The organism is Chitinimonas lacunae (assembly GCF_042650885.1).
GTDB lineage: Bacteria > Pseudomonadota > Gammaproteobacteria > Burkholderiales > Chitinimonadaceae > Chitinimonas_A > Chitinimonas_A lacunae.
This window is the reverse complement of record NZ_JBHSBU010000001.1, coordinates 3,247,339-3,273,032: the sequence shown is the minus strand read 5'-3', so window position 1 is coordinate 3,273,032 and position 25,694 is coordinate 3,247,339. Positions and strand designations below refer to the sequence as shown.

The following is a 25,694-nucleotide window of genomic DNA, read 5'->3' as shown; positions in this document are numbered from 1 at the left end:
ATCAGGAGAACCGAGGGGTGGAAACGGTGGAGGAAAGCGCCGCCTCGGCTGCCGCACGCGGGCGGAAACACGGGGTAAGCAACCAGATCAGGATTTCGCCGACCAGCATGGTCAGACCGAACGCCCGCAGAGCCGGCGTGCTCGACAGGGCCAGCAGGCCGAACGACAGCAAGGTGCTGACCCCGGCCAGCGCCACGGCGAGCCAGGCGCTGCCATCGCCCGGGTGTTCAAGCAGGAAGATGCCGTAATCCACCCCCATGCCCAGCAACAACAGCAAGGCCAGCACACTGAACAGTTGCAGCGGCAGACCGAGCCAGCCAAACAGCGCCAGCGTCAGCAGACTGCCCAGCACCGTGGGCAGCAGAGCACGCCAGGCACGGCGGTGGAAACGCCACCACAGCGCCACGGCCACGGCGACATAGCCGGCCAGCAGCAGCCAGCCCATGCCGACCCGATAGCGACCCAGCAATTGCGAGAATTCGGCGGTCTTATCGACCCAGCGCACCCCGGGCAGATCACGCCCGGCCGCGGCGAGCCGGGGCAGCAAGGCCGGGGTCGGGCCGCGCAGCAGCAATACGCTGTACTGACGCCCGCCCAGCTCACCGAGCCACAGGGGGGCGACTGCTGCCGCCACGGGACTTCCAAGCAGTTGCGGCAAGGTCAGCGGCGCTGGCGCAAACGGCGGCCGTGCCACGGCTTCTCCGGTCTGCGCGGCAATCGCCGCCAGCGCCGTGCGCTCGGCCGGTGCCGTCAGCGTGGCCGCCTCCGCTTGCCGGGTCGGTGCGGGCAGCCAGTCGGACAGGGCGCGATAGCCGGTCAGACTGCCGTCGGCCACCAGCCGGTCGAGCCGGGCCTTCAGGGCCTCCTCGCGCGCCAGCACTTCGGCCGCATCGGCCCCTTCGACTAGATAGAACTGGGCCGGACTGGGCAAGCCCAGCAGGCGGCCAATCTCGATCTGCTGGGCCACCAGCGCGGCAGGCGAGCCCTGGAGCTGGCGCAGATCATCGCGGCCTTCGAGCCGCAATAGCCCCGGCAGCGCGAGCACGATCGCCACCGCCGCCAGCGTCAGGCCGAGCCGGTCGGGACGCCAGCGCGGCCAGCGTTGCAGACTGGCGGCAAAGCGCTCGGCAAAGCGGGTGCTCGGCAATTCACCGCGATCAAGCAATGGAAACCAGCAGCAGACCGTCAGAAAGGCGGCAGCGAGGCCGACGGCCGAGAACACGGCCATCTGGCGCAGTCCGGGGAATGGCGCAAGACCGAGCGCCATATAGGCAAGCACGCTGGTCAGCAGCGCCAGCGCAAGACCGGGCAGCAGGCCGCGCAGCACGGTGTGCCGCTCGGTGGCCGGGCGGCCCTGGCGGGCAGCGAAATAGTGGAAACCGTAATCTTCGGCCACCCCGACCAGACTGGCGCCAAACACCAGGGTCAGCAGGTGGACCTTGCCAAACAGCAGCGCCGTGACGCTGAGCGCGGTGGCGCAGCCAAGCAGCAGCGACAGGCCGACCAGCGCAAGCGGGCGCAAGGAGCGGAAGGTCAGCCAGACCAACAGCAGCACTGCGGCAAGCGAGCCGCTGCCGATCAGGTTCATCTCGAAACTGGCCCGTTCGGCCGCCGCTTCGGCATGGAGCGGAACGCCCGCAGCGAGCAGCCGGCCTTGCGGAGCCGTGGCGCGGACGGCCTGTTCGGCCCGTGCCAGCGCCTCGGCCAGCGGCGTGTCACCGCTGACGGAAAAAGCCGAGCCGACGCGGCGATAGTTGAGAACCGCCCAATGCTGGCCTTTTTCTTCGAGCCACAGCAGTCCGTCGCGCGGCCGGGCACGCGATTCGGCGGCTCGCGCCGTCCACCAGGCGGGCCACAGCGCCAGCGGGTCGCGGTTCCAGTCGGCGAATCTGGGGCCGGCAGTCGGTTGATACAGATGGAGCAAGGCGGTGCTGGCCAACTGCTCGGGCGTTGCGCACTGCAACCAGTCGCGCTGGGCCGAGGTCAGCAGCCGGTCGCGCCACGGCAGATAGAAGGCCACCGCCTCATCGAGCCGCTGTTGGTCGAGCGGCGCCGGTTCGAGCAAGCCGCTCTGCCGGTCCAGCTCGGCCCGCACCGCCAGTGCGGCGCGCCGGGTCGCTTCCCACTCGCCGGCGCCCACCAGCAGCACGACCTGCCGCGCCGCCTGGTCGGCCAGCCGACGGGTGGCGGCACTGACCACGGGTGCCTGCTCGTTTTCGGGCAGCAGGGCCAGTACGTCGGTGTCGAGACGGGCTTCGCGCCAGAACTGGCTCTGGTGCCACAGCACGGCCAGCATCAGCACCGCCCATAGCAGGGCCAGCCAGCGGTACGGCTTATTGGCCAAGACGGCGGGCCTCATCGGGGGTGGCGGGCGGGGCCTCGGCCAGTTGCTCGAAACGGATCAGGCTGGCGTCGCCATTGCTTTCTTCGAGTCGAACCCGGCGCACATAGCGGTCGCCTTCGAGTTCGACCCGGCGCAACAGCCGCGCCAGTTGGGCATCGAGCGGCGTCAGCAGCAGTTTCCAGCCGCTGTTGCCGACCAGCTCGCCCTCGACCCGGAAACGCCGCTGCAAGGCCGCCATATCGCCCGACAGCAGGGCGAACAGCAGCTCGTTGACCGCCCGCAGCCCCGGCTCCTGTCCGGCATCGAGCCGGTAGGCCGCCTCGCCCTGCCGCGCCGACAGCGCATCGGGCGTCAGCGTCATGCTCAGCTCGAACGGCTGCCGGGTATGCCACAGCACGCCACGGCCGCGCCACAGCAGAAAGTCGCCGCTCGACGCCAACGGCTTCTTGAAGCCCCTGACGGTCTTTTGCTGGTCGAACTGACCGCGCAACAGCGGCGCATCGGCCAGCCGGCCCTTGACCGAAGTCGCCAGATCGGCGGCACTGACGGCAAAGCCGGCCAGCAGCAGCCACAGGCCGAGGACGAGGCGGATCATGCGGGCTGGACTCCGAGCTTTTCCCATAGCACCGGCGGGCAGACGAACAGCATTTCACGGCTGTCGATCGCCACCGCCACCTGGATGGTGTAGGACTTGTTGAGCACCTGACCGCTGTCGGCATCCCAGATGCGGTATTCGATCCGCAGCCGGTTTTCCCATTCGACGATCTCGGCACGCACCCGCAGCCGCTGGCCGAAGGTGGCCGGCCGCACATACTTGAGCCGCATATCGACGATGGGCCAGGCATAGCCCGAGTCGCGCATCTGCGGGTAGTCGTAGTCGAAACGGCCAAGCAGGGCCGAGCGGGCCGCTTCGAGATATTTGACGTAATGGCCGTGCCAGACCACGTCCATCGGATCGAGTTCGTGGAAGGCCGGGGTCAGTTCGATTTCGGCGCTGAGATCAGGCTGCATAGAGGCTCCAGCTCTCCTGGCGCAAGGCAAGCAGCAACCGCTGCAATTCGCCGTCGAGTGCCCGGTCGCGCACCACCAGCTCGATCCGCTGTTCCAGATCGGCCTGCATGGTCGCCAAGGCCGACGGCAGCAACAGGGCCGGGTCGAGCCGGGCGCGCAGGGTGGTCGCCTGCCGTGCCGCGATCAGCATGGCGGCCGCCACCTGCTCGGTCAGTTCAAGCACGCGCAGGCAGTCGCGCGCGGCGATGGTGCCCATGCTGACCTTGTCCTGGTTATGGCATTCGGTCGAGCGCGAAAACACCGAAGCGGGCATGGTCAGCTTGAGCGCTTCGGCCGTCCAGGCCGACACGCTGATCTGCAGGGCCTTGAGACCATGGTTGATCGCCGCTTCCGGGCCGGTCGCGCCCGACAGGTTGGCCGGCAGGCCGTGGTTGAAACGGGCATCGACCAGCAGCGCCAGCTGGCGGTCGAGCAGATCGGCCAGATTGGCCACGGCGTTTTTCAGCCCGTCCATGGCAAAGGCGATATGACCGCCATAGAAATGGCCGCCATGGAGCACGCGCTCGTCGTCGGCGTCGATGATCGGGTTGTCGTTGGCGCTGTTGAGTTCGTTCTCGATCAGCGTGCGGAAGAACGGCAACGCATCCTCGAGCACCCCGATCACATGGGGCGCGCAGCGCAGCGAGTAGCGGTCCTGCAAACGACGCTCGTTGCGGCTGGGCCGGTCACAGTCGAGGTCGGCGCGCAGACGGGCGGCGACCTGCTGCTGGCCCGGATGCGGCTTGACCGCAAACAGGGCGGCATCGAAATGATGGGCATTGCCGGCGCTGGCCCAGACATTGAAGGCGGTCAGCCGGGTGGCCAGCCGGCTCAGATAATCGGCGCGCCGCCAGGCCAGGCAGGCCAGGGCCGTCATCACGGCCGTGCCGTTCATGATCGCCAGCCCTTCCTTGGGTCGCAGGCGCAGCGGGGTGATGCCCAGTTGCGCCAGCACCTCGGCCGCCTGCCGCCGCTCGCCGCGATACCAGACCTCGCGCTCGCCGCACAGCACGGCCGCCAGATAGGACAAGGGCGTCAGATCGCCGCTGGCGCCGACCGAACCTTCGGCCGGAATCAGCGGCAGGATGTCGTGCTGCAACAGCCGCTCGATCTGCTCAAGCAGACCGACGCTGACACCCGACACGCCCTGTGCCAGCGAAGCGAGCCGCGTGGCCAGCACGGCGCGGGTTTCCTCGGGGGTCAGGAAACGACCGCTGCCGCAGCCATGGTAGGCATACAGATGATGCGGCAACTCGGCCACCAGCTCGGGCGGCACGGTCACGGTGCAGGAGTCGCCATAGCCCGTGGTCACGCCATAGACCACGCCGTCCTCGGCCAGCAGGCGGTCGAGGAAGTCGGCCCCACGGGCGATCCGGGCGCGGAAAGCCGGGTCGGGCGACAGTTCGGCCGGGCGCCGGCGTTCTGCCAACGCCACCACCTCATCAAGGGTCAGTCGGCTACCGTCGAAGCGAACGGGATCAGGAAGAGGCTTTGACATGGGGTTGATCCCAGAACGGAAAAAAATTGAACCAATCGTAGGGCGAGCGGGCCACCAGGCCAGTCAAGGCCCGGGCAAAACGGCCGGCATACTCGGCCATCGCCGCTTCACGCCGACCGCGCGGCAATACCACCTGCTCGGCCAGCTGCTCGAAATGCAGCGCGTAACCGCGGCCTTCGTGGATGCAGCCCAGCAGATAGAGCGGACAGCGCAGCAGGCTGGCCAATACATAAGGCCCGACCGGGAACGGCGCCCGATGGCCCAGAAACTCGGCCTCGACCGTCTGGCTCGCGAACACCGGCACGCGGTCGCCGGCAATCGCCACATATTCGCCGGCCGCGACCTTGTCGGCGAGCAGCACGGCGGTGGCCGGACTGATCTCGGTCACTTCGAGCAGCCTGACCCCGGCATCGGCGCCGAACCGGCGCAGCAGGCGGTTGAAGCGCTCGGCATGTCGGGTATGGACCAGCACATTGAGCCGAAAGCCGCTGCGCCGCTCGGCCAGCGCCCGGCACAGTTCCAGACAGCCCAGATGCGCCGTGACGATCACGCCGCCCTGTCCGGCCAGCGCCGCCTGATAAACCGGTTCGCTGCCGATGCTGCGCACCGGGCCGTGATAGCGACCCGACACCGCCAGCAGCTTGTCGAGCATGGTCTCGGCAAACAGCGCCACATGGCGCACACCGTCGCGCCAGTCGGGCCGATGCCCCAGGGCGCCAGTCGCGGCTTCGAGCCGGCTCAGATACTGAAGCGACGCGGCACGCAAGCCCGGCCGCAGCAGCCAGTGGCTCAGCGCGACCGGATACATGCACAGGCGGAACAGGCGACGGCCGCACAGCCGATGAACCCAATAGAGCAGCCAGATGCCGAACACAAAGGTGTGTTCGCCCATCCCGGCCCAATGGGTACGCACCCTGTTCACGACACCACCTTGCGCCACAACAGACGCGGCAGGCGCAGCAACATGCCGCCGAACAGGCGGGCGTGCATGCGCGAAATCAGCAGGTTGTCACGCCAAACCTTAAAATGTGACACACCATCGCTAGGATAATGAACCTTTGTAGGTTGATTGACTATTTTCATGCCGCGCCAATACAGGCGCACCAGCACTTCGACATCGAAGTCCATCCGCCGGCCGATCCGCACGCTGTCGAACAGAGCGACCGTGGGCGCGAGCGGATAGACCCGGAAACCGCACATCGAGTCGCGGATCGCCAGCGACAGGGTATTGATCCAGACCCAGACATGGGTGGCATAGCGGCCATACAGCCGGCCACGCGGCACGCTGTCGTCGTAGACCGGGCAGCCGCAGATCAGCCGCTCGGGCTGTTGGCGCGACAAGGCCAGAAACTGCGGAATATCGCGGGTGTCGTGCTGGCCGTCGGCATCGATCTGCAAGGCATGGCTGAAACCCAGCGCCAGGGCCCGACGCAGTCCGGCCATCATCGCCCCGCCCTTGCCCTGGTTGAGCGGCAGCCGCACCAGCCTCACCCCGTCCGGGTCGGCCGCCGCCAGCCGGTCGAGCACGGCGGCACAATCGGCGGCGCTGCCGTCATCGACCAGTACGCAAGGCAGGCCGTGGCTGCGTACGGCTGCCACTACCGCACCGACCGCCTCGCCGTGGTTGTAGACCGGGATCACCGCACAGTGCTTCATGCCGGCCCTCCGAATACGATCCGGCCGCTGGCATGCTGGCCGGCAGCGGAACTGAAGCGGAAACTCAGCGTCGTCCGCGCCGCCTGCCAGCCCAATTCAAGCTGCAACAGCGTGCCGGGTGGGATCACCTGCTGGAATTTCACCGCTTCAAGCCGCAGGAAATCGGCCGGCAGCTCGAACAGTTCGCGCCCGAACAGCACTGCCCATTCGAGCTGGGTGACGCCGGGCAGGATGGGAGTGGCCGGGAAATGGCCGTCGAAGAACGGCGAAGTCGCCGCGACGTCGATATCGAGCAGCGCCGACTCCTCGCTGCGGGCCTGTAATCGCGCCGAAGGCCGGCGCGGGTCGAAACGCGCGATCAAATCGCTCTCCTTGGTCTTGCCTTGGCTGTCGAGCGGCAGTGCCCAGCCATAACGCCAGCGGCGCGGCAGCGCGCTGGGCTCGACCGCGCCGGCCAGCGCGGCGCGCAGCCGTCCATTGAGGCCGCGCTTTCCGGACTCGTCGTAACAGCGCCAGCCCGCCGCGCTGGGCACCGCCACCACCCCAAGCGTCAGGCGCGGACCGGGCAGCGCCACCACCCGGGCCTCCTCGACCAGTCCGCTGTCGAGCAGCAGGCGCTCGAGCGCGCCCAGCGATACCCGTTTTTCTTCGATCTTGACGATACGGTCGGCCCGCCCCAGCAGCTCGAAGCCGTCTGCACCGAGCCGCACCCGGTCCGCCGTCAGAAAGCCGTCGCCACCGCCCTGATAGGGCGAATGCACTCGTAATGCCCCGTCCTCACAGCTCAGTTCGACCCGGGGCAAGGCCCGCCACAGCGCGGCGGCCGGCTGATCGCGCCGCCGCCAGGCCACGCCACCGGTTTCGGAACTGCCGTAGACCTCGACCGGTGCCTGACCGAGCAGTTCGCGGCAATCGGCCAGCGCTTCGTCCGACAAGGGCCCGCCCGAGGAGAACAGGGCGCGCAGGCCAGGGCGGGCAGTCTGCCAGGGCAGGGTGCGCGGCAGACGCTTCAGATGGGCCGGGCTTGCCACCAGCACGGCCGGTCCGCGCGCCGCCAGGGCGGCCACGATGTCCTCGGGAAAGGCCAGACGGCCTGCATCGAACGGCCGCCCTGCCGCCAGCGGCCACAACAGCCGGAACAGCAGGCCATAGATATGTTGATGCGACACGGTCGCCAGCACCGGCGCACCGTCGAGTTCGCCCTCCCAGCAGGCGGCCAGCGTCTCGACCTCGTCGAATAACTGGCCCAGCCGTTTGGGGATCGCCACCGGTTCGCCGCTCGAGCCCGAGGTGTAGACCACCAGCGCCTGGGCCTGGCGGTCGAGCGATGACCAGCGGGTCGGCCGGGATGGAGCCAGCGGTCGGAGCGGCTGCTGCGTGTGGGGCAGATCGCCGGCAAACCCATCGACCTGGCCGGCCAGACGGGCCACGGTCGCCGGCAGCACATCGGCCGGCAGATAGACCCGCTTGCCGGCGTGCCAGGCGCCGAACAGGGCAGCGGCAAAGTCGAAGCTGTCGTGCAGATAAAGCGCCCAGTCACGGCCCGGGCTTGCCGCAAAGGCCTGTTGCCAGGCAGCGGCGCGACCGCTGAAATCGGCAAAGCTCAGCCACTGGCCATCGCGCCAGGCGACTGGCCAGCCGGGCGGGCGGCCCAGGCTCAGCAGCGAATCGAGCCGCAGCAACTCAGCCATGGGCAGTCCTCGCCCGCACCCGGCCACGCACCAGCCATTCGCCCAGGAACAGCACGCCCATCAGTCCATAGGCGATCAGGCCGTTGTAGAGCGCCCACAGCGCATCGCTGGCCCACAGTGCCGTATAGAGGGCCATCGAGCCGTTGAGGACGAAAAAGCCGCACCAGACCTGGGTCACGCGCCGGGTATAGACCACCGCCTCGGGCGGCAGGTCGGGCTCGCGCAGCCGGGCCAGCCGCTCGATCATGCTGGGCGGATGAGACAGGCTGAGCAGGAACACCCCAAGCAGCACGCCATTGACCAGAACCGGATAGAGCTTGAGCGGCAACGCCGCATTGCCCAGCGCGCTGACGCCGGCCAGCAGCAGGGCTCCGGCAGCCGCGGCCAGCCAGACCCGCTCACGGGTGGCCAGCGCACGCAGCAAAGCCAGACCCGCCAGCAGCAGTGCCAGCCAGCGTGGCTCGAAACGACCCAGCCCCAGATAGACCAGGAGCGGATAAGCCAGGGTCAACAGGGTGACGATGGCGGCGCGCACGCAGATCAGGCGGGTTCGTTGACCAGGCCGTCGAGGGCGTCCACCACGTCTTGCAGGGTGCGCACCGACTTGAAGGCATCGGGTTGCAGCCGTTTGCCGACCAGCGGCTTGAGCTTCACGATCAGATCGACCGCATCGATGCTGTCGATATCGAGATCTTCGTAGAGGCGCGATTCAGGCTTGATCCGGGCAGCGTCGATGCTGAAGGTTTCCTGGAGGATCGCCGACAGGCGATCGAACATTTCCTGCTTGGTCATGGGAGTCTCCTGGCCGGGGGCAAGGCCGGCCTTGATTAGGCGAAAAGTCCGGCGCGGCTCAGTGCTTGCGCTGGGCGGCAACGAAAGCGGCCAGCGCACGCACACTGGCGAAATGGCGCCGGGTCTCTTCGGAATCGGCCGTCATGGTCACGCCGTAGCGCTTTTGCAGCGCCAGGCCCAGCTCCAGCGCATCGATCGAATCGAGCCCCAACCCTTCGACGAACAGGGTGGCCTCGCTGTCGATATCAGCCGGGGTCAGGTCTTCGAGATTGAGCGACTCGATGACCAGCTCCTTGATTTCCTGTTCGAGTTCAAGCGTCGGCATGGGTAGTAGTCTCCGTCGAGGGCGAAAAATAGTCGGTCAGATAGCGGGTCAGTTCACGGGCGGCCAGGGCTTCGCCGTCCGGACGGTCAAGGAAGGGTTCGATGGCGATATCGTCCTCGACCACGATGGTGAACTGCATCCGACGCGGCGGTACCTGCCACCATGGCAGGCCCTTGGTCAGGCTGGGCGGTTCGCAGCGGATACGGACCGGAGTGATCGGCAACTGGCCGCGCACCGCGATGTTGGCGGCGCCGCGCTGCAAGCGCAGCGGCTGGCCCGGCACGCTGCGGGTGCCTTCGGGGAAGATGATCAGATTGCTGCCGGCGCGGACCGAGGCGATGCAATCCTCGACCAGGCCGACGCCCGAGTCGTTGCAGATATAACCGGTCGCCCGCACCGGGCCTCGGGTAAACGGGTTGCGGGCCAGGCTCGCCTTGACCACGCAGTCGGCGTTGCTGACCAGCGAAATCAGGAACACCACATCGATCAGGGTCGGATGGTTGGCCAGAATCAACAGGCCGGGCCGTTGCAGCCGCTCCACCCCTTCGATGCGATAACGCAGGATGCCGAGCACCCGCATCAGCTCGATAAACAGACGGAAGGCACGGTGAACGGCACGGCGCGACAGGGTGGCGCGGCGCGCCGGTTGTCGTACCAGCCATTGCAGCAAGGGGAAATACACCAGCCGCAGCAGCAGGCCGCCAAGGCCGAACGTGCTGAAGGCGATGGCGGTGGCGATCACGCGCCAGTAGCGGTCGAGCCGTTCAAGCATGACGTTGCCACCGCCATTGGCGCGTGCCGACCTGATGCCGCAGTTCGGCCTGGTCGGACAGCAGAAAATCGAGAATGGCCAGATCGGCCGGCAGCCTCAGCGCCGCCGCGTCAGCGGCGGCCGTGCCGCATTCGACGCTGACGCCGCCCTGCCCGGCCAGACGCAGCCGGCAGGCCCAGCCGCGCGGAAAGTTGACTTCATTGCCGGCAAAGCCCTGGTAGAGCGGCGGCAGCGGCTCTTCGTAGCAGATCACCGTCACGGCCGGCGCACCGTCGGCGAGCAGGCCTTGCGCTTCGACAAAGGCGGCAGCGACGGTCTCTTCGCCGGCGGCGATCGCGGTATAGGGGCCGGTGTCACCGCACGCGATCGAATAGAGCGCACCAATGGCGTTATGAACCGACAGACTGAAGGAAGTAGGGGAAAGCGACTGGCCCTGGGCCAGTTGTTCGAGCAGCTCGATGGAGCGGGCAATATCGCCGTAGCGCGAGGCAAAGACCAGTGGGCCGGGCTCGGCATCGGCCACCGACCAGTAGGTGGCTTGCAGGGCAATCCGTCCCAGCCGTTCGACCCGGCGCCGCATCATGGCCGGCATCTCGGCCAGCGCTGGCGTGCCCTGGACAGGCAGGGGCGACGGACTGGCAAACCAGTCGCGCCAGGCAGAGGGGGATTCCAAACCGGGCGCCCAGGCAGCCCATTGATCGATCAAAAAGCAGGCCGCCATAGTGCTTGCAGAATCGTCTGGTGCAAGAATAAGAAATAAGAACCGGCCATAAAAACGCTATTCGACTATCCACTCGCCGCGTTTTACCGCGCGCATCGGTGCGATGTATGACGCAAACGGATGCGGGCGCCAGGGCCACGAAAGGGCGCGACTATATCACAGGGCGGGGGTCTTATTAAGCCGGCCATGCCAATCGCATTGTAAAAATCACACCTCAAAGACCGATAGAATTTCCTTAACAATCAAAAACCTGCCGAATACACAGGTTTTTTTTCGCCACTTGCAGAACCTTTGACGTATCGCACGATCCATTGCCGCTAAGCCTCGCGGCTGAGCCTTGCGCCGGGCAATTCGTCCGCGGTTTCGGGAAAATTGCCGGAACTTTGCTATCCCGTAAATCCGGGTTTTACTTATATAAAAAATACGGACAATTGATCGCCAGATCTAATCGGCATTTAAAAGAAAAATAAAAATATCCCTGTTCTAGCTCAGCAATTTCCGCTTCCTTTTCCGCCCGATTCAGCGCGCTTTTTCACCTTCCCGACGAACGGTAGGCCACACTGGCACATCATGCCGCGCCCACCGGCCCAGCCCGCCGCCGCGTCAGCCTCTCCAGCGCGTCGCCGGCCACCCCAACCACCCTTTCCAGCAGCAGGCCGAATCTTCCTGAGCCAGTGCGACCAAGCCTTTGAAATGACAAGGTGCATCCGCTGCCAGGCAGCATGACGCACCGTTGGGGTCCGACCTCACTGCGCTTCACGCCCGCTGAGACCGAGGGTAGGGCCGCCGCTCTGGAGACTTTCCGCTTGAATCGGAGTCGCCGCCAAGCCTGGTTGAGTGCTGAGTGCCTGGGCTTTGAGGTCCGGACACGGTGGCTCCGAATTGGCTGGGAAGGCGTGACAGGCAGGCCCGGTTGGAAGCAATGTGGCGTTAAAGGCTGGCTGCCACCTTCTGTACCGGGAAATCCACTTCGACGACGTCATCATTGAGCGGTAGCGGCTCGACCGGACGCGGTTCTGCCAGCACCTGGGTCAGATCGGCGATATCGTTGGCGCAGCCATAGACCAGCAGATCGCCCGGCCGGCAGCACTGGAGTCCGTAGCGCAGAGCGGCGCGGACATCGAGCACCACATTGACCGGCCGATCACCGGCCCCGATGCGCGCACCGGCCCGCACCACTTCGGCCAGCGAACCGGGCCCCCGGCCGCGACGGTCGTCCATCTCATAGACCACCACCTCATCAAACCCTTCGCCGCAGATCTGGCCGACTTCGTACAGCTCATGGTCGCGCCGGTCGCCCGGGGCGCTGATCACCCCGATCACCCGGCTGGTGCTGCAAGCGCGCGCCGTCTCGATCAGTGCCCGGTAGGAGGCGGCGTTATGGGCGTAGTCCACCAGCACGCTCACGTTATTGCCGGCCTTGAGCAGATTGAGCCGCAGTGGATTCTCTTCGACATCGGAGCGGAAAGCTGTCAGCGCCGCCACGATGGCCTCGGTCGGGCAATCGATGGCGATCAGCGCCGCCGTGGCTGCCAGGGCATTGGCGATATTGTGGCGGGCCAGGCCGCCCAGCGTGAACGGCATCTGCGCCACGGGCAGGCTCAGTCGTTCCCGGCCGCCCCAGACCACCAGCCGGTCACCCAACAGCACCACGGCGCGGCCGCCCTGGGCGATATGGGCAGCGATGACCGGGCTGTCGGCCTCCATCGAGAAATACACCACCTCGATACCGTCAGCCCGCTCTTCGGCCATTTCGCGGCAATAGCGGTCGTCGGCGTTCAGCACCATCACCCGGCTGGCGGTATGGGCCACCACGGCCTTGACGTCAGCCAGTCCGCCCAGCGTCTCGATACCGTCCTGGCCCAGATGGTCGGCCGTCACATTGAGCACCACCGAGACATCGCAGCGATCGAATGCCAGACCCCGCTTGAGGATGCCGCCGCGGGCGGTTTCCAGCACGGCCGCCTCGACTTCGGGCGCGGCGAGCACGGTGCGAGCCGACCAATAACCGCTGCAATCGCCCTGGCGCAGACATTCGCCGTTGATGAACACCCCTTCCGTGGTGGTGTAACCGGTGGTCAGCCCGCTTTCGCGCAAGGCACGGGCGATCAGCAGTACCGTGGTGGTCTTGCCGTTGGTACCGGTGACGGCGATCAGCGGGATACGGCCATCCTGACCGGGCTCGAACAGCGAATCGACAATCGCCGCCCCAACTGCCCGGCGGACACCGCTGCTGGGCCATTCGTGCATGCGGATGCCCGGCGCGGCATTGACCTCGATCACTGCGCCACGTTGTTCGTTGAGCGGTTGTTCGATATCGCGGCAGATCAGGTCGATCCCGGCCACATCGAGCCCCACGGTCTGGGCTGCCCGCACGCAGGCGGCGCGGGTGACGGCGGGCAGCAGGTCGGTCACATCCTCGGCCGTGCCGCCGGTGGACAGATTGGCATTGCCACGCAGCACCGACATCTGGCCGGGATTCAACACCGTCTCGAAATCGAACCCCTGCCGGGCCAGTACGCCTTCGGTATGGCTGTCGAGCGGAATTAGGGTCAGCGTCTTGCAATGGCCATCGCCACGGCGCGGGTCGAGATTTTCGGCCTTGATCAGCTCGCGGATGGTACGCACCCCATCGCCGACCACACAGGGCGGCCGCCGCCGTGCCGCCGCGACGACCTGGTCCTTGATCACCAGCACGCGGTAATCGTCGCCCTCGATAAACTGCTCCACGATCACCCGCCGGCTATGCTGGCGCGCCTGCTCGAACGCCTGCGCCACTTCTTCGGGCGTGATGGCGCAGGTGGTGACGCCACGGCCATGGTTGGCATCGAGCGGCTTGACCGTGACCGGCCCGTGCAGCCGCTGGGCCGCCACCACCGCGTCGCTGACACTGGAAACCAGACTGCCACGCGGCACCGGCACGCCGGCCTGTTCGAGCAGCGTCTTGGTCAGTTGCTTGTTGCTGGCGATCTCCACGGCGATATGGCTGCTGAGACCGGTGATGGTGGCCTGGATCCGTCGCTGTCGCGCCCCCCAGCCCAGTTGGAACAGACTGGCCGTATCGGTCAGCCGCATCACCGGGATGCCACGTGCCCGGGCGGCTTCGACTACCGCGCCGGTGCTGGGTCCGAGCCCATAATCGGCCACCAGCTCGCGCAGCCGCACCAGCTGGCTTTCCAGATCGTAGTCCTCGCCACGAGCCAGCGCGCAGACCAGGTCGACCGCCACCGGCAGTGCCGCCTCGACCAGCTGTTCGATATGGTAGGAACAGACGATGCGGTAATGGCGTGGCTGGCCGCGCAGCATGCGTGCCTTGCCAAAGCCGACCGCGCTGCCGGCCAGACATTGCAGTTCGATCAACACATGCTCGGTGATATGGGCCATATAGGTGCCCTCCTTGAGCCGGTCGACGAAACCGCCGCGATAGCCGGTCGAGCATCGATGCTCGCTCAACGAGGGGATCAGGGCGCACAGGCGCTCGGTAAAGCCGAAGATGGCGGTAGAAGGCACTTCATCGAGTTCTTCCAGGTCGAGTACCGCCATAAAGCACGGACGCGGGGAATGCAGATTGGGCCCGCGCAGGAAACGTGTGTCGACGATTTTCATGACAGATAGTCCCGGTTGGTAATGACAGAAACAATTTCCCGCAGGCTCTCGGGAAGGCCAGTACAGCCTTCGTCACCGGGCTCGCCCGCTTCATAACGCGCACCGGCGGGAAACAAGTGCAGCCGCACATCGATCAATTCGAGGTGTTCGTGATGATTGATGGTGAGGAAGTTGGAGCTCATCTGACGGCCATCGAGCACCGTGACCGCGCCTTCGCCGATGACTTCAAAGCGCTTGCCGTACTCGATCACCAGGGCGGTGTCCTCATCGATGCCGACACCGAACAGATAGGGGTTCTGCGCCACCACGGCCAGCAGGCGGCCCAGCCGCTGCCGGGCCGAGAAATGCTGGTCGATCACCACCCGGTGCAGAAATCCCAGGCCAGCCGCCAGATTGACCGAGCCCTTTTGCGGAATCGAGTCATTGAGGCTTTCCGCCAGCATATGACCCGACATCGCCGAGGCCCCGGCGCTGGTGCCACCGATGCAGGTACCGTGTTCGAAAAAGGCCCGGTGCAGCGCACTGTCGAGCGCTGTGCCGCCCAGCATGGCCAGCAGCCGCTTCTGGTCGCCGCCGGTCATATAGATGCCGGTGGCGCCGAGCAACTGTTCCACCCGATGCGGATCGTTGGCTTCGTCGCGGCTATTGATGACGAATGGCATGCGCTGTTCCACGCCCAGATCGCCAAACGCCTTGTCGTAGATTTCCCAGATCTCGTCCTGGATCGAGCTGGCGGCGGTCAGCACGGCGATACGCGCTTTCTCACCGCCGGACAGTCGGGCGAATTCACGCAGAATCGGCTTGTCCTGTTCCCGGTCCTCGGCCCCGCCAACCACCACCAGATGGCCCGGGCGGGATGAAGATTTTTGCTTGCGCGACATCTATTCTCTCCGCCAGATCCCGGCCCGTAGCCGGTCAGAAGCCGTGTCGAGCAGCTTCCATGCCATCGGCCTGAAATCCAATTGGCCAGGGGGTTTCGACGGCGATTTGACCAGCTCATCCGCAGTTGATGTGGTCAAGACGGTTCTGCGTACTTGTAAGAATGACAGCGGCCATTAGAAAAGCTGGATAAGCCGGCGTACACCCGCCCAGCATCCACGCCGCAGCAGCGGAGGTCTTGTCATCCTGGCAGCAGGTCCGGGCACCCGCTGTACTCTCCCAGGTCGCTTTCCATATAGCGTCCAAGTGACGCGGCTCGCCGGGGAGTTCAGCCCGAAACCTATAAGCCGCCCCCTAGGTTCATGTACGAAAAGTCCGAGAGATCAAAATTTCGGCCGAGCGAAGCAGGAGGGTTAGATGGCAAAACGCTACGAATTACCCAATCCGTGGTAGGTGCTAGGTTCTGGCACCGCGTGACAAGTCGAAGTCGCTCGCAATAGATGATGCGTTGGAGTGCAACCAAGGCAGGGTGTCCTTGTTGGGAATCTCTCCGTTCACCCTGGCTGCCGATGACGATGGCACCACCATTCCCTATCCGAAAGTCTGTGACATTTTTAATGCCTGTATCGAAAGCACCAGTATTTCGGGATGGGTAGATCATTTCTATCCTAGAGCCTGTTATGAACTTTATTTGGTCCTGGTTTAGAGCCAGGATTTGATGGGGGCTGGAGCCGAAGTGGTGGCAAGGCCGTTATCATTCAGGGATGACTCCGCGCAAACCTTATCCGTCAGACGTCAGCGACGAAGAATGGCAATTTGTTTTGCCGTACCTGACCTTGATGAGCGAAGAAGCGCCACAGCGCGACCATGACCTGCGAGAGGTCTTCAATGCGGTTCGCTGGCTGATCCGGACTGGCGCGTCATGGCGGATGATGCCGCACGATCTGCCGCCCTGGCCGGCGGTGTACCAGCAGATGCAGCGTTGGATCAAAGCGGGTGGCTTTGAAGCGATCGTGCACGATGTGCGGATGATTCTGCGCTTTAAGGACGGTCGGGGTGTCCAGCCTACGGCCGCCATCCTCGATAGCCGTACCCTTCAATCCACGCCAGAGAGCGGGGCGCGTGCGGGCTACGATGGGGCCAAGAAACGCAAAGGCAGCAAGGTTCATCTGGCGGTCGATACCTTGGGCCATTTGTTGGCGTTGATGGTGACACCGGCCAATGAGCAGGACCGGGCCCAGGTCGCAGCGCTCGCGCAAAAGGTTCAGAAGGTGACGGGCGGCAGTGTCGAAGTCGCCTTTGTGGATCAAGGCTATACCGGTGAGAACGCCGCTCAAGCGGCCGCCGAGCACGGCATCACCTTGGACGTCATCAAACACGCCGAGGCCAAGAATGGCTTTGTGCTGCTGCCTCGCCGTTGGGTGGTGGAACGCAGTTTTGCTTGGTCTTCTCGCTTCCGACGTTTGGCCCGGGACTATGAGCGCTTGAGCCAAACCCTTGCCGGCTTTCATTTCTTGGCTTTTGTCTGCCTTTTCCTGCCTAAGGTGGCATCAATATTTAGTTCATAACAGGCTCTAGATTTGCTGCCCAGATTAAAAATTTTGGAAGAGGAATGGAGAGAGGATATTCCCCCATGTCTTGAGGAGGCTATTTTGAAGATCGAGACCAAGAATCAACAAAAATTATCAGAATAGATGAGACTGAATAAGGGGTGTGAGATTAGTTAACGCTATATTTGATATAAGTCATCTGCAGCGCTGGACCCTGCTATGAATAAAGTGACCCATCGTAAAGCATTACTTCTGCTAAATAGCAAAAGCCCGGATCACTCCGGGCTTTTGTTTTCCCGAAACGAAGATAAAAAAATATAAAAAACGGCGCCATGTGAGGCGCCGTTCTTGTTAAGAAATAAATTATTACTGCTCTGCCAGCTCAGCCAGCAACTCAGCCTGGTGCTCGGCCACCAGCGCATCGGTCAGCTCGAACAGATCGCCGTCCATCACATATTCGAGCTTGTAGAGCGTCAGGTTGATCCGGTGATCGGTCACCCGGCCCTGCGGGAAGTTATAGGTACGGATACGCTCGGAGCGGTCGCCCGAACCGACCAGGCTCTTGCGCGCGGCGGCTTCCTTGGCCTGCTGTTCGCGCATCTGCTTGTCCTTGATCCGCGCCGCCAGCACCGACAGGGCGCGGGCCTTGTTCTTGTGCTGCGAGCGGTCGTCCTGGCACTCGACCACAATGCCGGTCGGCAGGTGGGTGATCCGCACAGCCGAGTCGGTCTTGTTGATATGCTGGCCGCCGGCACCCGAGGCGCGGAAGGTGTCGATGCGGATCTCGTCGGGGCGGATCGCCACTTCCTCGAGTTCATCGGCTTCGGGCATCACGGCCACCGTACAGGCCGAGGTATGGATGCGGCCCTGCGATTCGGTTTCAGGCACCCGCTGCACCCGGTGGCCGCCCGATTCGAATTTGAGCTTGGAATAGGCGCCAAAGCCGATCACCCGCACGATCACTTCCTTGTAGCCGCCCAGATCGGACGCGCTTTCCGACACGATTTCGGTCTGCCAGCGGTTGCGCTCGGCAAAGCGCACATACATCCGCAGCAGGTCGCCGGCAAACAGCGCCGACTCGTCGCCGCCCGTGCCGGCACGGATTTCCAGGAAGATATTGCGCTCGTCGTTGGGGTCCTTGGGCAGCAGCGCCTTTTGCAAATCGAGTTCAAGCGCAGCGATCCGCTCGGCCCCGTCGGCGAGTTCAGCCTCGGCCAGTTCGCGCATATCGGGGTCGTCCAGCATCTCGCGGGCAGCGGCGAGGTCGGACTCGGTGCGGCGGAAGGCATGGTAAAGCTCCACCACCGGGGTCAACTCGGCATGTTCACGCGACAGCTTGCGGAACTGCTCCATGTCGCGGGTGGCTTCTTCGCTGGCGAGCAGATGGCCTACTTCTTCGAGTCGGTCGGCAAGCTGGGCCAGTTTGGCGGCGATGCTGGGTTTCATGATGGTCGGTAGATATCGGGGTTGAAGCGCTCCATCATCCGCTCGGGACGGGACAGCGCCGTAAAGCCATATTGGGCATAAAGGCCGTGGGCATCGGCCGTGGCCAGCAGCCAGCGGCGCAGGCCCTGCAAGGCCGGATGGGCGCTGATGGCCTCCATAAGCCGCTTCGACAGACCCTGACCGCGCTGCGACTCGATCACGAAGACATCGGCCAGATAAGCCATGGTGGCAAAGTCGCTGACCACCCGGGCAAAGCCCACCATTTCGCCGGCACGGTAGACCCCGAAACACAGGGAATTGGCCAGCGCCTGCTCGAACAGCGCGCGCGGAATGCCACGCGCCCAGTACGACTCGCCGGCGATATAGCTATAGGCACGCTCGATATCGAGCCGGGCCGGGTCGGTATCGATCTCGCAGCCGTCGTCGAACTGGCGACGGTAGGGTTCAGGGCTCGTCACGCGGGCCTTCCTCGTTATGGAGCCGGTAGAGCCGGCGCACGGCATCGATCAGTTCGCCATGCTGGCTGGCCTCGGCCTGATTGAGCGCACTCAGCGGCGCATGCAGGAATTTGTTGCTCATCGCCAGCGACAGCGCTTCGAGCACCGCCTGCGGCGACTGACCGCGTTCGAGCAGTTTCTGGGCACGTTCGAGTTCATGGCGCCGGATACGCTCGGCCTGATCGCGCAATGCCCGGATCGTCGGCACCAGCGCCCGACCTTCGAGCCACAGGGCAAATTCGTCGGCGCCCTGCTCGACGATGGCTTCGGCCGCCAGCACCGCCTCGCTGCGTGCTTCGCGGCCCTGGCGCACGATGTCGGCCAGGTCGTCGACGCTGTAGAGATAGACGTCGGACAATTCGCCGACCTCGGGTTCGACATCGCGCGGCACCGCCAGATCGACCATAAAGATGGGCCGATGCTTGCGTGCCTTGATCGCCCGTTCGACCGCGCCCTTGCCAAGGATGGGCAAGGGCGAGGCGGTCGAGGTGATCACGATATCGAATTCCTTGAGCCGCTCGGGCAGTGCCGCCAGGGTAAAGGCTTCCCCGCCGAAGCGGGCGGCCAGCTCCTGGCCGCGCTCGAGCGTGCGGTTGGCGACTCCGACCCGGCGCGGCCGGCTGGCGGCGAAATGAGTGGCGCACAGATCGATCATTTCGCCCGCGCCGATATACAGCACCGCCAATTCGCTCAGATCGGGAAACAGCCGCTCGGCCAGCCGCACCGCCGCCGCCGCCATCGACACCGACTGGGCGCCGATGCCGGTCTGGCTGCGCACCGCCTTGGCCACGGAAAACGCCCGCTGGAACAGGCCGTTGAGCAGTGCGCCCAGCGCACCGGCTTCCTGTGCCTCGCGGACGGCATCCTTGAGCTGGCCGAGAATCTGGGTTTCGCCCAGCACCATCGAATCGAGTCCGCTGGCCACCCGGAACACATGGCGCGCCGCCTCGCGGCCGCTCAGCCGATACAGATAGGGGCGCACCGCATCGAGCTCCAGCGAGCGCGAGCGGACCAGCCAGCTCAGCGCCTCGTCGGGGTCGCGGGCGGCGACATAGAGTTCGGTACGGTTACAGGTGGAGACGATGGCCGCTTCGCGCACATTCTTGCCCCCGGCAAGCTCGACCGCCGCCGGACCGAGTTCGGTCGGGGCGAAGGCGAGCTTCTCGCGCACCGCGACAGGCGCGGTGGCGTGATTGAGGCCAAGGGCGTAAAGCAACATGCAGGCGGATCGGGTCGGGACAAAGCGGCCAATTCTACCGCATGGCCGCCACGGCCGGGCGGTTGTGGCGCGCGCTCAGAGACTTAGCCACCATGCCCCGAAAACGGCGAACCCCGCAGCGCGGGGTTCGTCAGGCTTACTTGGCAGTGATCCTGAAGGTACGCATCAACGGTGCCGAGGTGTTCGGACCGAACCAGCGGTCGAAGATCTTCTCGGCTTCGCCGCTCTTCTCCATATCGAGCAGCGTGTTGTTCACCTCTTGCAGCAGCGCCTTCTCGCCCTTGCGCACCGCTACGCCATAGACCTCGATCGAAATCGTGACGTTGGGAATCTCGAATTGGGCCTTGTTGGGCATCTTATTGAGCAGGCCGGCAAGGATGGGCTCGTCGGTGCTGACGGCATCGAGCTTGCCCTGTCCCAGATACTTGAAGGCTTCGTCATAGTCGTCGAACAGCACCAGATTGGCGTTGGGCATTTCCTTACGCAGCTGCTTTTCGGAAGTCGAGCCCTTGGCCGTGCCGATGGTGGCCTTGGTCAGGTCTTCGAGCGTGTTGACCTTGCCTTTGCGCACTACGAACTTCTGACCGGTGATGAAGTAGCCGTAGCTGAAATCGACCTGCTTTTCGCGCTCGGCGTTCTTGGTCATGGTGGCGATGATCATATCGACCTCGCCCTTTTGCAGCTTCGGAATCCGCTCGCTCGAATCGACCGCCTTGACCAGGATATTGACGCCGAGCCGCTTGGCGATGGCCGAGGCGAAATCGATGTCATAGCCCGAGATGGTCTGGGTCTTGGGGTTGAGCACGCCGAACGGCGGGGTCGAATCCTTGACGCCGACCACCAGGGTGCCTTTCTTCTTGATGGCTTCGAGATCGTCGGCCTGGGCCGGTACTAGGCTTACAGCCAGCAAGGCGAGCGAGGTAAGCAGGGTTTTGAGACGCATGGCGGAACTCCGGTTCGGCTGGCGCATGGCCCGAGAGGGGCAGCAGGCGCCGAGGGTTGTGTTCGGTCCGGCCAGTCGGGCAGACGCCGCGACTACCGGGCTGCGACGGTCCAGGACACATCGGGCACGACAGCGCTGTCTTCTTCTTAGGCTATCGCCACCAGCACTGTCACGGCGCAATCGGCCGTTGCCGGGCTATCCTGGCCCGATTGGCTATCAGCCAAAGATCGCAAATAAATCAAATCTATATAAGCATATAAGCAGCCGGTTTTACGGCAAACGGGCGCGATTGTGTCGTGATTCGCCCTTTGCTTCAATCGTCATGGAGTAGCAGCAAGCGGCGCGAATCGGTCACAAGACACTGCGATTCCGGAGAAATATTTCTCTTTCTTATATATAGCGCAAATATGCTTGCACATATGTGTCATAAATATTTCCAAAAACCAGACTAGCCGCCACACCGTAAACCATGCTGCTGTTGTATTTCCTCGATTTCCCGCTGAGCCAGCAGCAAGGAACGTGCGCCCGGGGTCAGACGGTAATCGCGGTGCTGCGGCGGCAGATCCATCACCGCCAACAGGGTGCGCACCACCGAATTGCTGTTGCGCCCGAAACCCAGCAGCGGATAGGGCAGATCGGCCGCATTGAGCCGCCCCATCGCTTCCCTGGCGGCCTGCCAGCGTGGCAACAGGTCGGGCAGCTCGCCGCTGCACAGCAGCGTCTGCGGATGGTCCAGCCGGTAGAAGCGCCGTCCGCTCTCATAGACCTTGAGCCGATCCGAGGGCAGATAGCCGATCGGCTTGATGCGGCCGCTGCGCGAGGTGGCAAGTCCGTTCAGTTCCGCCAGCACATCGCCGGCCGGGTCGAGCAGCACCAGGTAACGATGTCCCGCCACCAGGACGATGGGCAGCGTGGCCAGCAGAATGCGATAAGACGACATGGCAGATTCAAGGCTTGTTCGACAGCACAGATGCTCCCACAACGCCGGCATCGAGGGCAGTGCCAGACGATCGGGCAGGACCTCAAGGCAGCGACGCCGAACCAAGCAGACAGGCGCTACCGCCTGGCATCGGTCCGGGCTCTTGTTATTTGGTGATCTGCCACGAATTCCCTATCCTTCAGCCCCGATTCTTTGTGCGAGGTATTCCAGGCGATGAGCCGCTACTGTCCCCATCTCGACCCGACCGCCCTGTTGGCGGCGGCTGCGCATTGGCGGCAAATCGCACTGGTGGACGAAGGCTCGCTGTTTTCGCGCGAACGGCTGTGGCAGCCCGAGCTGATGGCGGCACTGCTCGACCGTCTTGGCGAGCCGCCTGCGCTCGACCCTCCCGATTTCGCCGCCGAACTGCGCCGCCGTCTGGCCGACACGCCCCGGCTGGCACGGCTGGCAGCCGAGGCGCTGTGGCTGTTGCAGCTGGCGCCGAACAATCTGTCGCCACGCCGGAAACGTCGTCTGGTGACCGAGTTGTGGTCCGTGGCGGGCACGGCGTTGCCATCGGACGCGCCAGCGCTGAGCGATGCCACGCTGGTGGGTGTTGCCAGCGCCGGACCGGGTTTCAATCGTCAGCAGCAGCGCGAATTGGTGTTTCTGTTGCGTGCCCTGCTGGCCTGGCGAGGGCTGGCGCCGGCCCAGCGTGCCCAGCTGCTGACCCGGCCATGGGAATATGCCCGCTGGCTGCAAGACCAGCCCGGTGCGGCGCGCAGCCAGTTCCGCCATATGTGGCTCTATCTGCTGTTTCCCGACTACTTCGAGCGCCTGTTCAGCGTCCACGACCGCCGCGCCATTGCCAGCGCTTTCGGGGAAACGGTTGATGGCGCCGACCCCGTGGCGCTCGATCAGGCGCTCTATGCGATCCGGCAGCGGCTGGAGCAGGAATACGCCAGCGTTGAACTCGATTTCCATCTGCAACCGCTCAAACGGCGCTGGAAGCCTGAACCGGCCACGCCTGACGAGGGCGGACTGACGGTCCGCCATATCGAGCAGGCGCTGGTCGAGATCGAGCAGGGCGAGGCGACACCAGGGCGGCATGAGCGTTATGAACTCATCCATGACGGCCGCCGTTACCCGCCGCAACAGGTCGTGGCGCTGGCCTGGCGCCAGGCCGGGCTGCCGGCCGAGGCCGAGCGCAGCCTTGCCGCGACCGAGCGGTTGCGTCAGCTCGGCTTCGACTGTGTGCGACGGCAACTGCTGCCCGAGCTGCTTGATCGTTTTCTGCGCCAGGCCCACCATGGCGAGCCGCTGACCAGTCCGATCCGCGATTACCGTGGTCTGCGGCTGCGGGCCGAGCGCAGTTCCGAGCGGATTGCCGCGCTGGCCTTTCTCGGTCCGGGCCAGGGTCATATCAACGGGCTCTATCCGGTGCTGCTCCACTATCCTGGCGCGCCCGAGCTGCTGTTGCTGGCCTATCAGGCCGGCGTCGGCACGGGCAGCTGGAGCAATCTGTGGCAGGCCCCCACGGTGCGCGACTGCCTGCGCCGCTACGACCAGCGGCCCGCCGGCCGCTACGCCGAGGCGCCGGTCGCGGCCTTATTCGAATTGCCCGATGGGCTCGACCTCGACCAGCTCATGCTGACGCTTGAGCGGATGATCGATGTCTACAAACGCTCCCTGAGCGCACCGGAGCGTGAAATCGAACGCCATAGCCCCGAGGCCGAGCCACCGTATACGCTCGATGAGGCTTGCGACGGCCTGTTTATCGAGCGAGCCGATTTCGCCGTGCTGCTGACCCGGTTGCGCCGGCGCAAGAATCTGGTGCTGCAGGGACCACCTGGGGTCGGCAAGACCTTCTTTGCCCGTCGGCTGGCCTATGCGCTGCTGGGCAGCCGCAGCCGCGATCGGGTGACGATGGTGCAGTTCCACCCCAACTACGCCTATGAGGATTTCATCCAGGGCTACCGGCCGGGCGCGGCCGGTTTCGAACTCAGAAGCGGGCCGTTCGTCGAGCTGTGCCGCCGCGCGCTCGCTGACCCCGGGCGCGACTATGTGTTGATCATCGACGAACTCAACCGCGCCAACCCGGGCAAGGTGCTGGGCGAGTTGCTGATGCTGATCGAGGCCGATAAACGCGATGCCGAATGGGGCTTGCCGCTTGCGTATGCCGCCAGTCCGGCCGAGCGCTTCCACGTGCCGCCCAATCTCTATCTGATCGGCCTGATGAATACGGCCGACCGCTCGCTCGCCCTGGTCGATTACGCCTTGCGGCGCCGTTTCGCCTTTGTCGATCTGGCACCGGGCTTTGCCACCGAAGCGTTTCGCGACCATCTGGCGCGGCAGGGAGTGGCGGCGGCGCTGATCGAGCGCATCGTGACCCGGCTGACCCAGCTCAATGCCGAAATCGCCGCCGACCGCGCCAATCTCGGCCCGGGTTTCTGTATCGGCCACAGCTTTTTCGCCAACGTTCCTGCCGGCAGCGCTGGCGACGACTGGTATCGCGAGGTGATCAGCGCCGACATCCTGCCCTTGCTGCGCGAATACTGGTTCGACGCCCCCGAGCGGGTCGAGCGCTGGGAGCGGCGCCTGTTGGAGCCCTGAACGTGGATGCCCCGGCGATTCCGGTCCGCAATCTCTACTATCTGCTCTGCTATGCCTGGGACTGCCTGGAGCCGGGCGAGCTGATCGATGTATCGCGCCTGCCCTATACCGAACTGGTCGATCTGTTGGCACTCGCCCTGTGCGAAGGCGTGCGCCATATGGCGCGGCGCGGACTCGACCAGGGTTATCAAGCGCACGAAGCCGTGCTGGCCGGCGTACGCGGCCGGGTCGATCTGCTGGCCTCGGCCCGGCGTTTCCTGCCACAGCACGGTCAGGCGCTATGCCGCTTTGACGAGCTGACGGTCAACACCCTGCCCAATCAGATCATCAAGACCACCTTGAACAGACTGAGCCAGGAAGGCACGCTCGACCCGCACCTGCGGCGGCAGGTGGAACGGCTCCAGCGCGATCTGCCCGGCATCGCCACGATGGCGCTGAGCAGGCAGAGCTTCCAGCGGGTGCAATTGGCCGCGCACAACCGTTTCTACCGTTTTCTGCTGCATATCTGCGAGGCACTGCATGGAGCCTGGCTGATCGATAGCGAAACCGGCCAATACCGCTTCCGCGACTTCCGCCGCGACGACAGGCAGATGGCCAAACTGTTCGAGCGGTTTTTATTCCATTTTCTTCGTATAGAACTACTTGATTGGCAGGTAAAAAGGCAGGGAATTTTATGGAAAGCGGAAAGCGACAGCGATCCGCATCTGTCGCTGTTGCCGGCGATGCAGACCGATATCTCGCTGCGGCGCGGGGGGCAGTTGGCCATCATCGACGCCAAGTTCTACCGCCAGACCCTGAGCCGCCATTTCGATACGCCCAAGATTCATCACGACAATCTGTACCAGTTGATGAGCTACCTGCATAACGCGCCCCGTCAGGATGGCGACCGCCTGACCGGCATGCTGATCTATCCGCGCGTCGATCAGTCCCTGCGTCAGCGCTACCTTATCCAGGGCTATCCGGTGGCCGTGGCCACCGTCGATCTCGACCAGCCATGGCAGGCAATCAAGCAGGAATTGCTGGAGATGATGCAATGGGGACTGGGCAACCCAGCCTGAGCGCTGCCCGCCCCCCATGAAAAAGCCCCGTTTTGCTGACGGGGCTTGTTTATGCAGCACAGGATGGATCGTCTGGAGCAGACAAGATCACTCAAGACGCTGGAGCCAGTCTTTC

At 64.6% G+C, this 25,694-nt stretch carries 22 protein-coding genes; 3 read left to right on the top strand and 19 right to left on the bottom strand.

Going from position 1 to position 25,694, the window contains the following annotated elements; translation table 11 throughout:
- Position 1: 1 nt before the first annotated feature.
- The 14 genes from ACFOW7_RS14075 to ACFOW7_RS14010 form a co-directional block, all read right to left on the bottom strand.
- Complete coding sequence (locus ACFOW7_RS14075) at positions 2–2,359, bottom strand: MMPL family transporter (RefSeq protein ID WP_378165328.1); 2,358 nt, start codon at positions 2,357–2,359, stop codon at positions 2–4.
- Entirely contained in the window at positions 2,334–2,939 is a 606-nt protein-coding gene (locus ACFOW7_RS14070) for a LolA family protein (protein ID WP_378165326.1), read from the bottom strand. The genes ACFOW7_RS14075 and ACFOW7_RS14070 overlap by 26 nt, the downstream gene beginning before the upstream one ends.
- A complete protein-coding gene (locus tag ACFOW7_RS14065; RefSeq protein WP_378165324.1) occupies positions 2,936–3,355 on the bottom strand; it encodes an acyl-CoA thioesterase in 420 nt (139 codons plus the stop codon). The genes ACFOW7_RS14070 and ACFOW7_RS14065 overlap by 4 nt, the downstream gene beginning before the upstream one ends.
- Positions 3,345–4,892 carry an HAL/PAL/TAL family ammonia-lyase gene (locus ACFOW7_RS14060; RefSeq protein ID WP_378165322.1) on the bottom strand — a complete coding sequence of 516 codons (1,548 nt, stop codon included), beginning with the start codon at positions 4,890–4,892 and terminating at the stop codon, positions 3,345–3,347. Before ACFOW7_RS14060 ends, ACFOW7_RS14065 begins: the two co-directional genes overlap by 11 nt.
- The gene (locus tag ACFOW7_RS14055; RefSeq protein ID WP_378165320.1) at positions 4,873–5,814 is read right to left on the bottom strand and encodes an LpxL/LpxP family acyltransferase; all 942 of its coding nucleotides are present in this window, start codon (positions 5,812–5,814) and stop codon (positions 4,873–4,875) included. Before ACFOW7_RS14055 ends, ACFOW7_RS14060 begins: the two co-directional genes overlap by 20 nt.
- Entirely contained in the window at positions 5,811–6,548 is a 738-nt protein-coding gene (locus ACFOW7_RS14050) for a glycosyltransferase family 2 protein (RefSeq protein WP_378165318.1), read from the bottom strand. The genes ACFOW7_RS14055 and ACFOW7_RS14050 overlap by 4 nt, the downstream gene beginning before the upstream one ends.
- Positions 6,545–8,239, bottom strand: a complete 1,695-nt coding sequence (locus ACFOW7_RS14045; RefSeq protein WP_378165315.1) for an AMP-binding protein — start codon at positions 8,237–8,239, stop codon at positions 6,545–6,547. Before ACFOW7_RS14045 ends, ACFOW7_RS14050 begins: the two co-directional genes overlap by 4 nt.
- The gene (locus ACFOW7_RS14040) at positions 8,232–8,774 is read right to left on the bottom strand and encodes a COG4648 family protein (protein ID WP_378165313.1); all 543 of its coding nucleotides are present in this window, start codon (positions 8,772–8,774) and stop codon (positions 8,232–8,234) included. The genes ACFOW7_RS14045 and ACFOW7_RS14040 overlap by 8 nt, the downstream gene beginning before the upstream one ends.
- A 5-nt stretch (positions 8,775–8,779) precedes the next feature.
- A complete protein-coding gene (locus ACFOW7_RS14035; protein WP_378165311.1) occupies positions 8,780–9,031 on the bottom strand; it encodes an acyl carrier protein in 252 nt (83 codons plus the stop codon).
- Positions 9,032–9,089: 58 nt separating this feature from the next.
- A complete protein-coding gene (locus ACFOW7_RS14030) occupies positions 9,090–9,356 on the bottom strand; it encodes a phosphopantetheine-binding protein (protein ID WP_378165309.1) in 267 nt (88 codons plus the stop codon).
- Entirely contained in the window at positions 9,343–10,128 is a 786-nt protein-coding gene (locus tag ACFOW7_RS14025; protein WP_378165306.1) for a lysophospholipid acyltransferase family protein, read from the bottom strand. Before ACFOW7_RS14025 ends, ACFOW7_RS14030 begins: the two co-directional genes overlap by 14 nt.
- Complete coding sequence (locus ACFOW7_RS14020) at positions 10,121–10,801, bottom strand: beta-ketoacyl synthase chain length factor (protein ID WP_378165304.1); 681 nt, start codon at positions 10,799–10,801, stop codon at positions 10,121–10,123. Before ACFOW7_RS14020 ends, ACFOW7_RS14025 begins: the two co-directional genes overlap by 8 nt.
- A gap of 978 nt (positions 10,802–11,779) precedes the next feature.
- Complete coding sequence (cphA, locus tag ACFOW7_RS14015; protein WP_378165299.1) at positions 11,780–14,455, bottom strand: cyanophycin synthetase; 2,676 nt, start codon at positions 14,453–14,455, stop codon at positions 11,780–11,782.
- Entirely contained in the window at positions 14,452–15,336 is an 885-nt protein-coding gene (locus tag ACFOW7_RS14010) for a cyanophycinase (protein WP_378165297.1), read from the bottom strand. The genes cphA and ACFOW7_RS14010 overlap by 4 nt, the downstream gene beginning before the upstream one ends.
- A 762-nt stretch (positions 15,337–16,098) precedes the next feature.
- On the opposite strand from ACFOW7_RS14010, the gene ACFOW7_RS14005 reads away from it, so the two are divergent.
- A complete protein-coding gene (locus tag ACFOW7_RS14005) occupies positions 16,099–16,902 on the top strand; it encodes an IS5 family transposase (protein WP_378165295.1) in 804 nt (267 codons plus the stop codon).
- Positions 16,903–17,250: 348 nt separating this feature from the next.
- Here ACFOW7_RS14005 and prfA read toward each other — a convergent pair whose 3' ends face one another.
- The 5 genes from prfA to ACFOW7_RS13980 all read right to left on the bottom strand — a co-directional run bounded on the left by prfA (position 17,251) and on the right by ACFOW7_RS13980 (position 21,929).
- A complete protein-coding gene (prfA, locus tag ACFOW7_RS14000; protein ID WP_378165293.1) occupies positions 17,251–18,330 on the bottom strand; it encodes a peptide chain release factor 1 in 1,080 nt (359 codons plus the stop codon).
- Positions 18,327–18,788 (bottom strand): GNAT family N-acetyltransferase, encoded by a 462-nt coding sequence (locus ACFOW7_RS13995; protein ID WP_378165291.1) that lies wholly within the window; start codon positions 18,786–18,788, stop codon positions 18,327–18,329. The genes prfA and ACFOW7_RS13995 overlap by 4 nt, the downstream gene beginning before the upstream one ends.
- The gene (hemA, locus tag ACFOW7_RS13990) at positions 18,775–20,046 is read right to left on the bottom strand and encodes a glutamyl-tRNA reductase (RefSeq protein WP_378165289.1); all 1,272 of its coding nucleotides are present in this window, start codon (positions 20,044–20,046) and stop codon (positions 18,775–18,777) included. Before hemA ends, ACFOW7_RS13995 begins: the two co-directional genes overlap by 14 nt.
- A gap of 136 nt (positions 20,047–20,182) precedes the next feature.
- A complete protein-coding gene (locus ACFOW7_RS13985; protein WP_378165287.1) occupies positions 20,183–20,989 on the bottom strand; it encodes an ABC transporter substrate-binding protein in 807 nt (268 codons plus the stop codon).
- A gap of 448 nt (positions 20,990–21,437) precedes the next feature.
- A complete protein-coding gene (locus ACFOW7_RS13980; RefSeq protein ID WP_378165285.1) occupies positions 21,438–21,929 on the bottom strand; it encodes a hypothetical protein in 492 nt (163 codons plus the stop codon).
- A 213-nt stretch (positions 21,930–22,142) separates the two neighbouring features.
- Between ACFOW7_RS13980 and ACFOW7_RS13975 the strand changes: the two genes are divergently transcribed.
- Positions 22,143–24,521, top strand: a complete 2,379-nt coding sequence (locus ACFOW7_RS13975; RefSeq protein ID WP_378165283.1) for an AAA family ATPase — start codon at positions 22,143–22,145, stop codon at positions 24,519–24,521.
- A gap of 2 nt (positions 24,522–24,523) precedes the next feature.
- Positions 24,524–25,579 carry a 5-methylcytosine restriction system specificity protein McrC gene (locus ACFOW7_RS13970; RefSeq protein ID WP_378165281.1) on the top strand — a complete coding sequence of 352 codons (1,056 nt, stop codon included), beginning with the start codon at positions 24,524–24,526 and terminating at the stop codon, positions 25,577–25,579.
- Positions 25,580–25,694 lie beyond the last annotated feature (115 nt).

Bases quoted from the DNA above. Each gene is read 5' to 3' on its own strand.
- ACFOW7_RS14045 (WP_378165315.1), bottom strand. From the start codon at position 8,239: ATGGCTGAGTTGCTGCGGCTCGATTCGCTGCTGAGCCTGGGCCGCCCG.
- ACFOW7_RS14010 (WP_378165297.1), bottom strand. From the start codon at position 15,336: ATGTCGCGCAAGCAAAAATCTTCATCCCGCCCGGGCCATCTGGTGGTG.
- ACFOW7_RS14035 (WP_378165311.1), bottom strand. From the start codon at position 9,031: ATGACCAAGCAGGAAATGTTCGATCGCCTGTCGGCGATCCTCCAGGAA.
- ACFOW7_RS14030 (WP_378165309.1), bottom strand. From the start codon at position 9,356: ATGCCGACGCTTGAACTCGAACAGGAAATCAAGGAGCTGGTCATCGAG.
- ACFOW7_RS14065 (WP_378165324.1), bottom strand. From the start codon at position 3,355: ATGCAGCCTGATCTCAGCGCCGAAATCGAACTGACCCCGGCCTTCCAC.
- prfA (WP_378165293.1), bottom strand. From the start codon at position 18,330: ATGAAACCCAGCATCGCCGCCAAACTGGCCCAGCTTGCCGACCGACTC.
- ACFOW7_RS13985 (WP_378165287.1), bottom strand. From the start codon at position 20,989: ATGCGTCTCAAAACCCTGCTTACCTCGCTCGCCTTGCTGGCTGTAAGC.
- ACFOW7_RS14005 (WP_378165295.1), top strand. From the start codon at position 16,099: ATGACTCCGCGCAAACCTTATCCGTCAGACGTCAGCGACGAAGAATGG.
- cphA (WP_378165299.1), bottom strand. From the start codon at position 14,455: ATGAAAATCGTCGACACACGTTTCCTGCGCGGGCCCAATCTGCATTCC.
- ACFOW7_RS14025 (WP_378165306.1), bottom strand. From the start codon at position 10,128: ATGCTTGAACGGCTCGACCGCTACTGGCGCGTGATCGCCACCGCCATC.
- ACFOW7_RS13975 (WP_378165283.1), top strand. From the start codon at position 22,143: ATGAGCCGCTACTGTCCCCATCTCGACCCGACCGCCCTGTTGGCGGCG.
- ACFOW7_RS14060 (WP_378165322.1), bottom strand. From the start codon at position 4,892: ATGTCAAAGCCTCTTCCTGATCCCGTTCGCTTCGACGGTAGCCGACTG.
- ACFOW7_RS13980 (WP_378165285.1), bottom strand. From the start codon at position 21,929: ATGTCGTCTTATCGCATTCTGCTGGCCACGCTGCCCATCGTCCTGGTG.
- hemA (WP_378165289.1), bottom strand. From the start codon at position 20,046: ATGTTGCTTTACGCCCTTGGCCTCAATCACGCCACCGCGCCTGTCGCG.
- ACFOW7_RS14050 (WP_378165318.1), bottom strand. From the start codon at position 6,548: ATGAAGCACTGTGCGGTGATCCCGGTCTACAACCACGGCGAGGCGGTC.
- ACFOW7_RS14075 (WP_378165328.1), bottom strand. From the start codon at position 2,359: ATGAGGCCCGCCGTCTTGGCCAATAAGCCGTACCGCTGGCTGGCCCTG.
- ACFOW7_RS14070 (WP_378165326.1), bottom strand. From the start codon at position 2,939: ATGATCCGCCTCGTCCTCGGCCTGTGGCTGCTGCTGGCCGGCTTTGCC.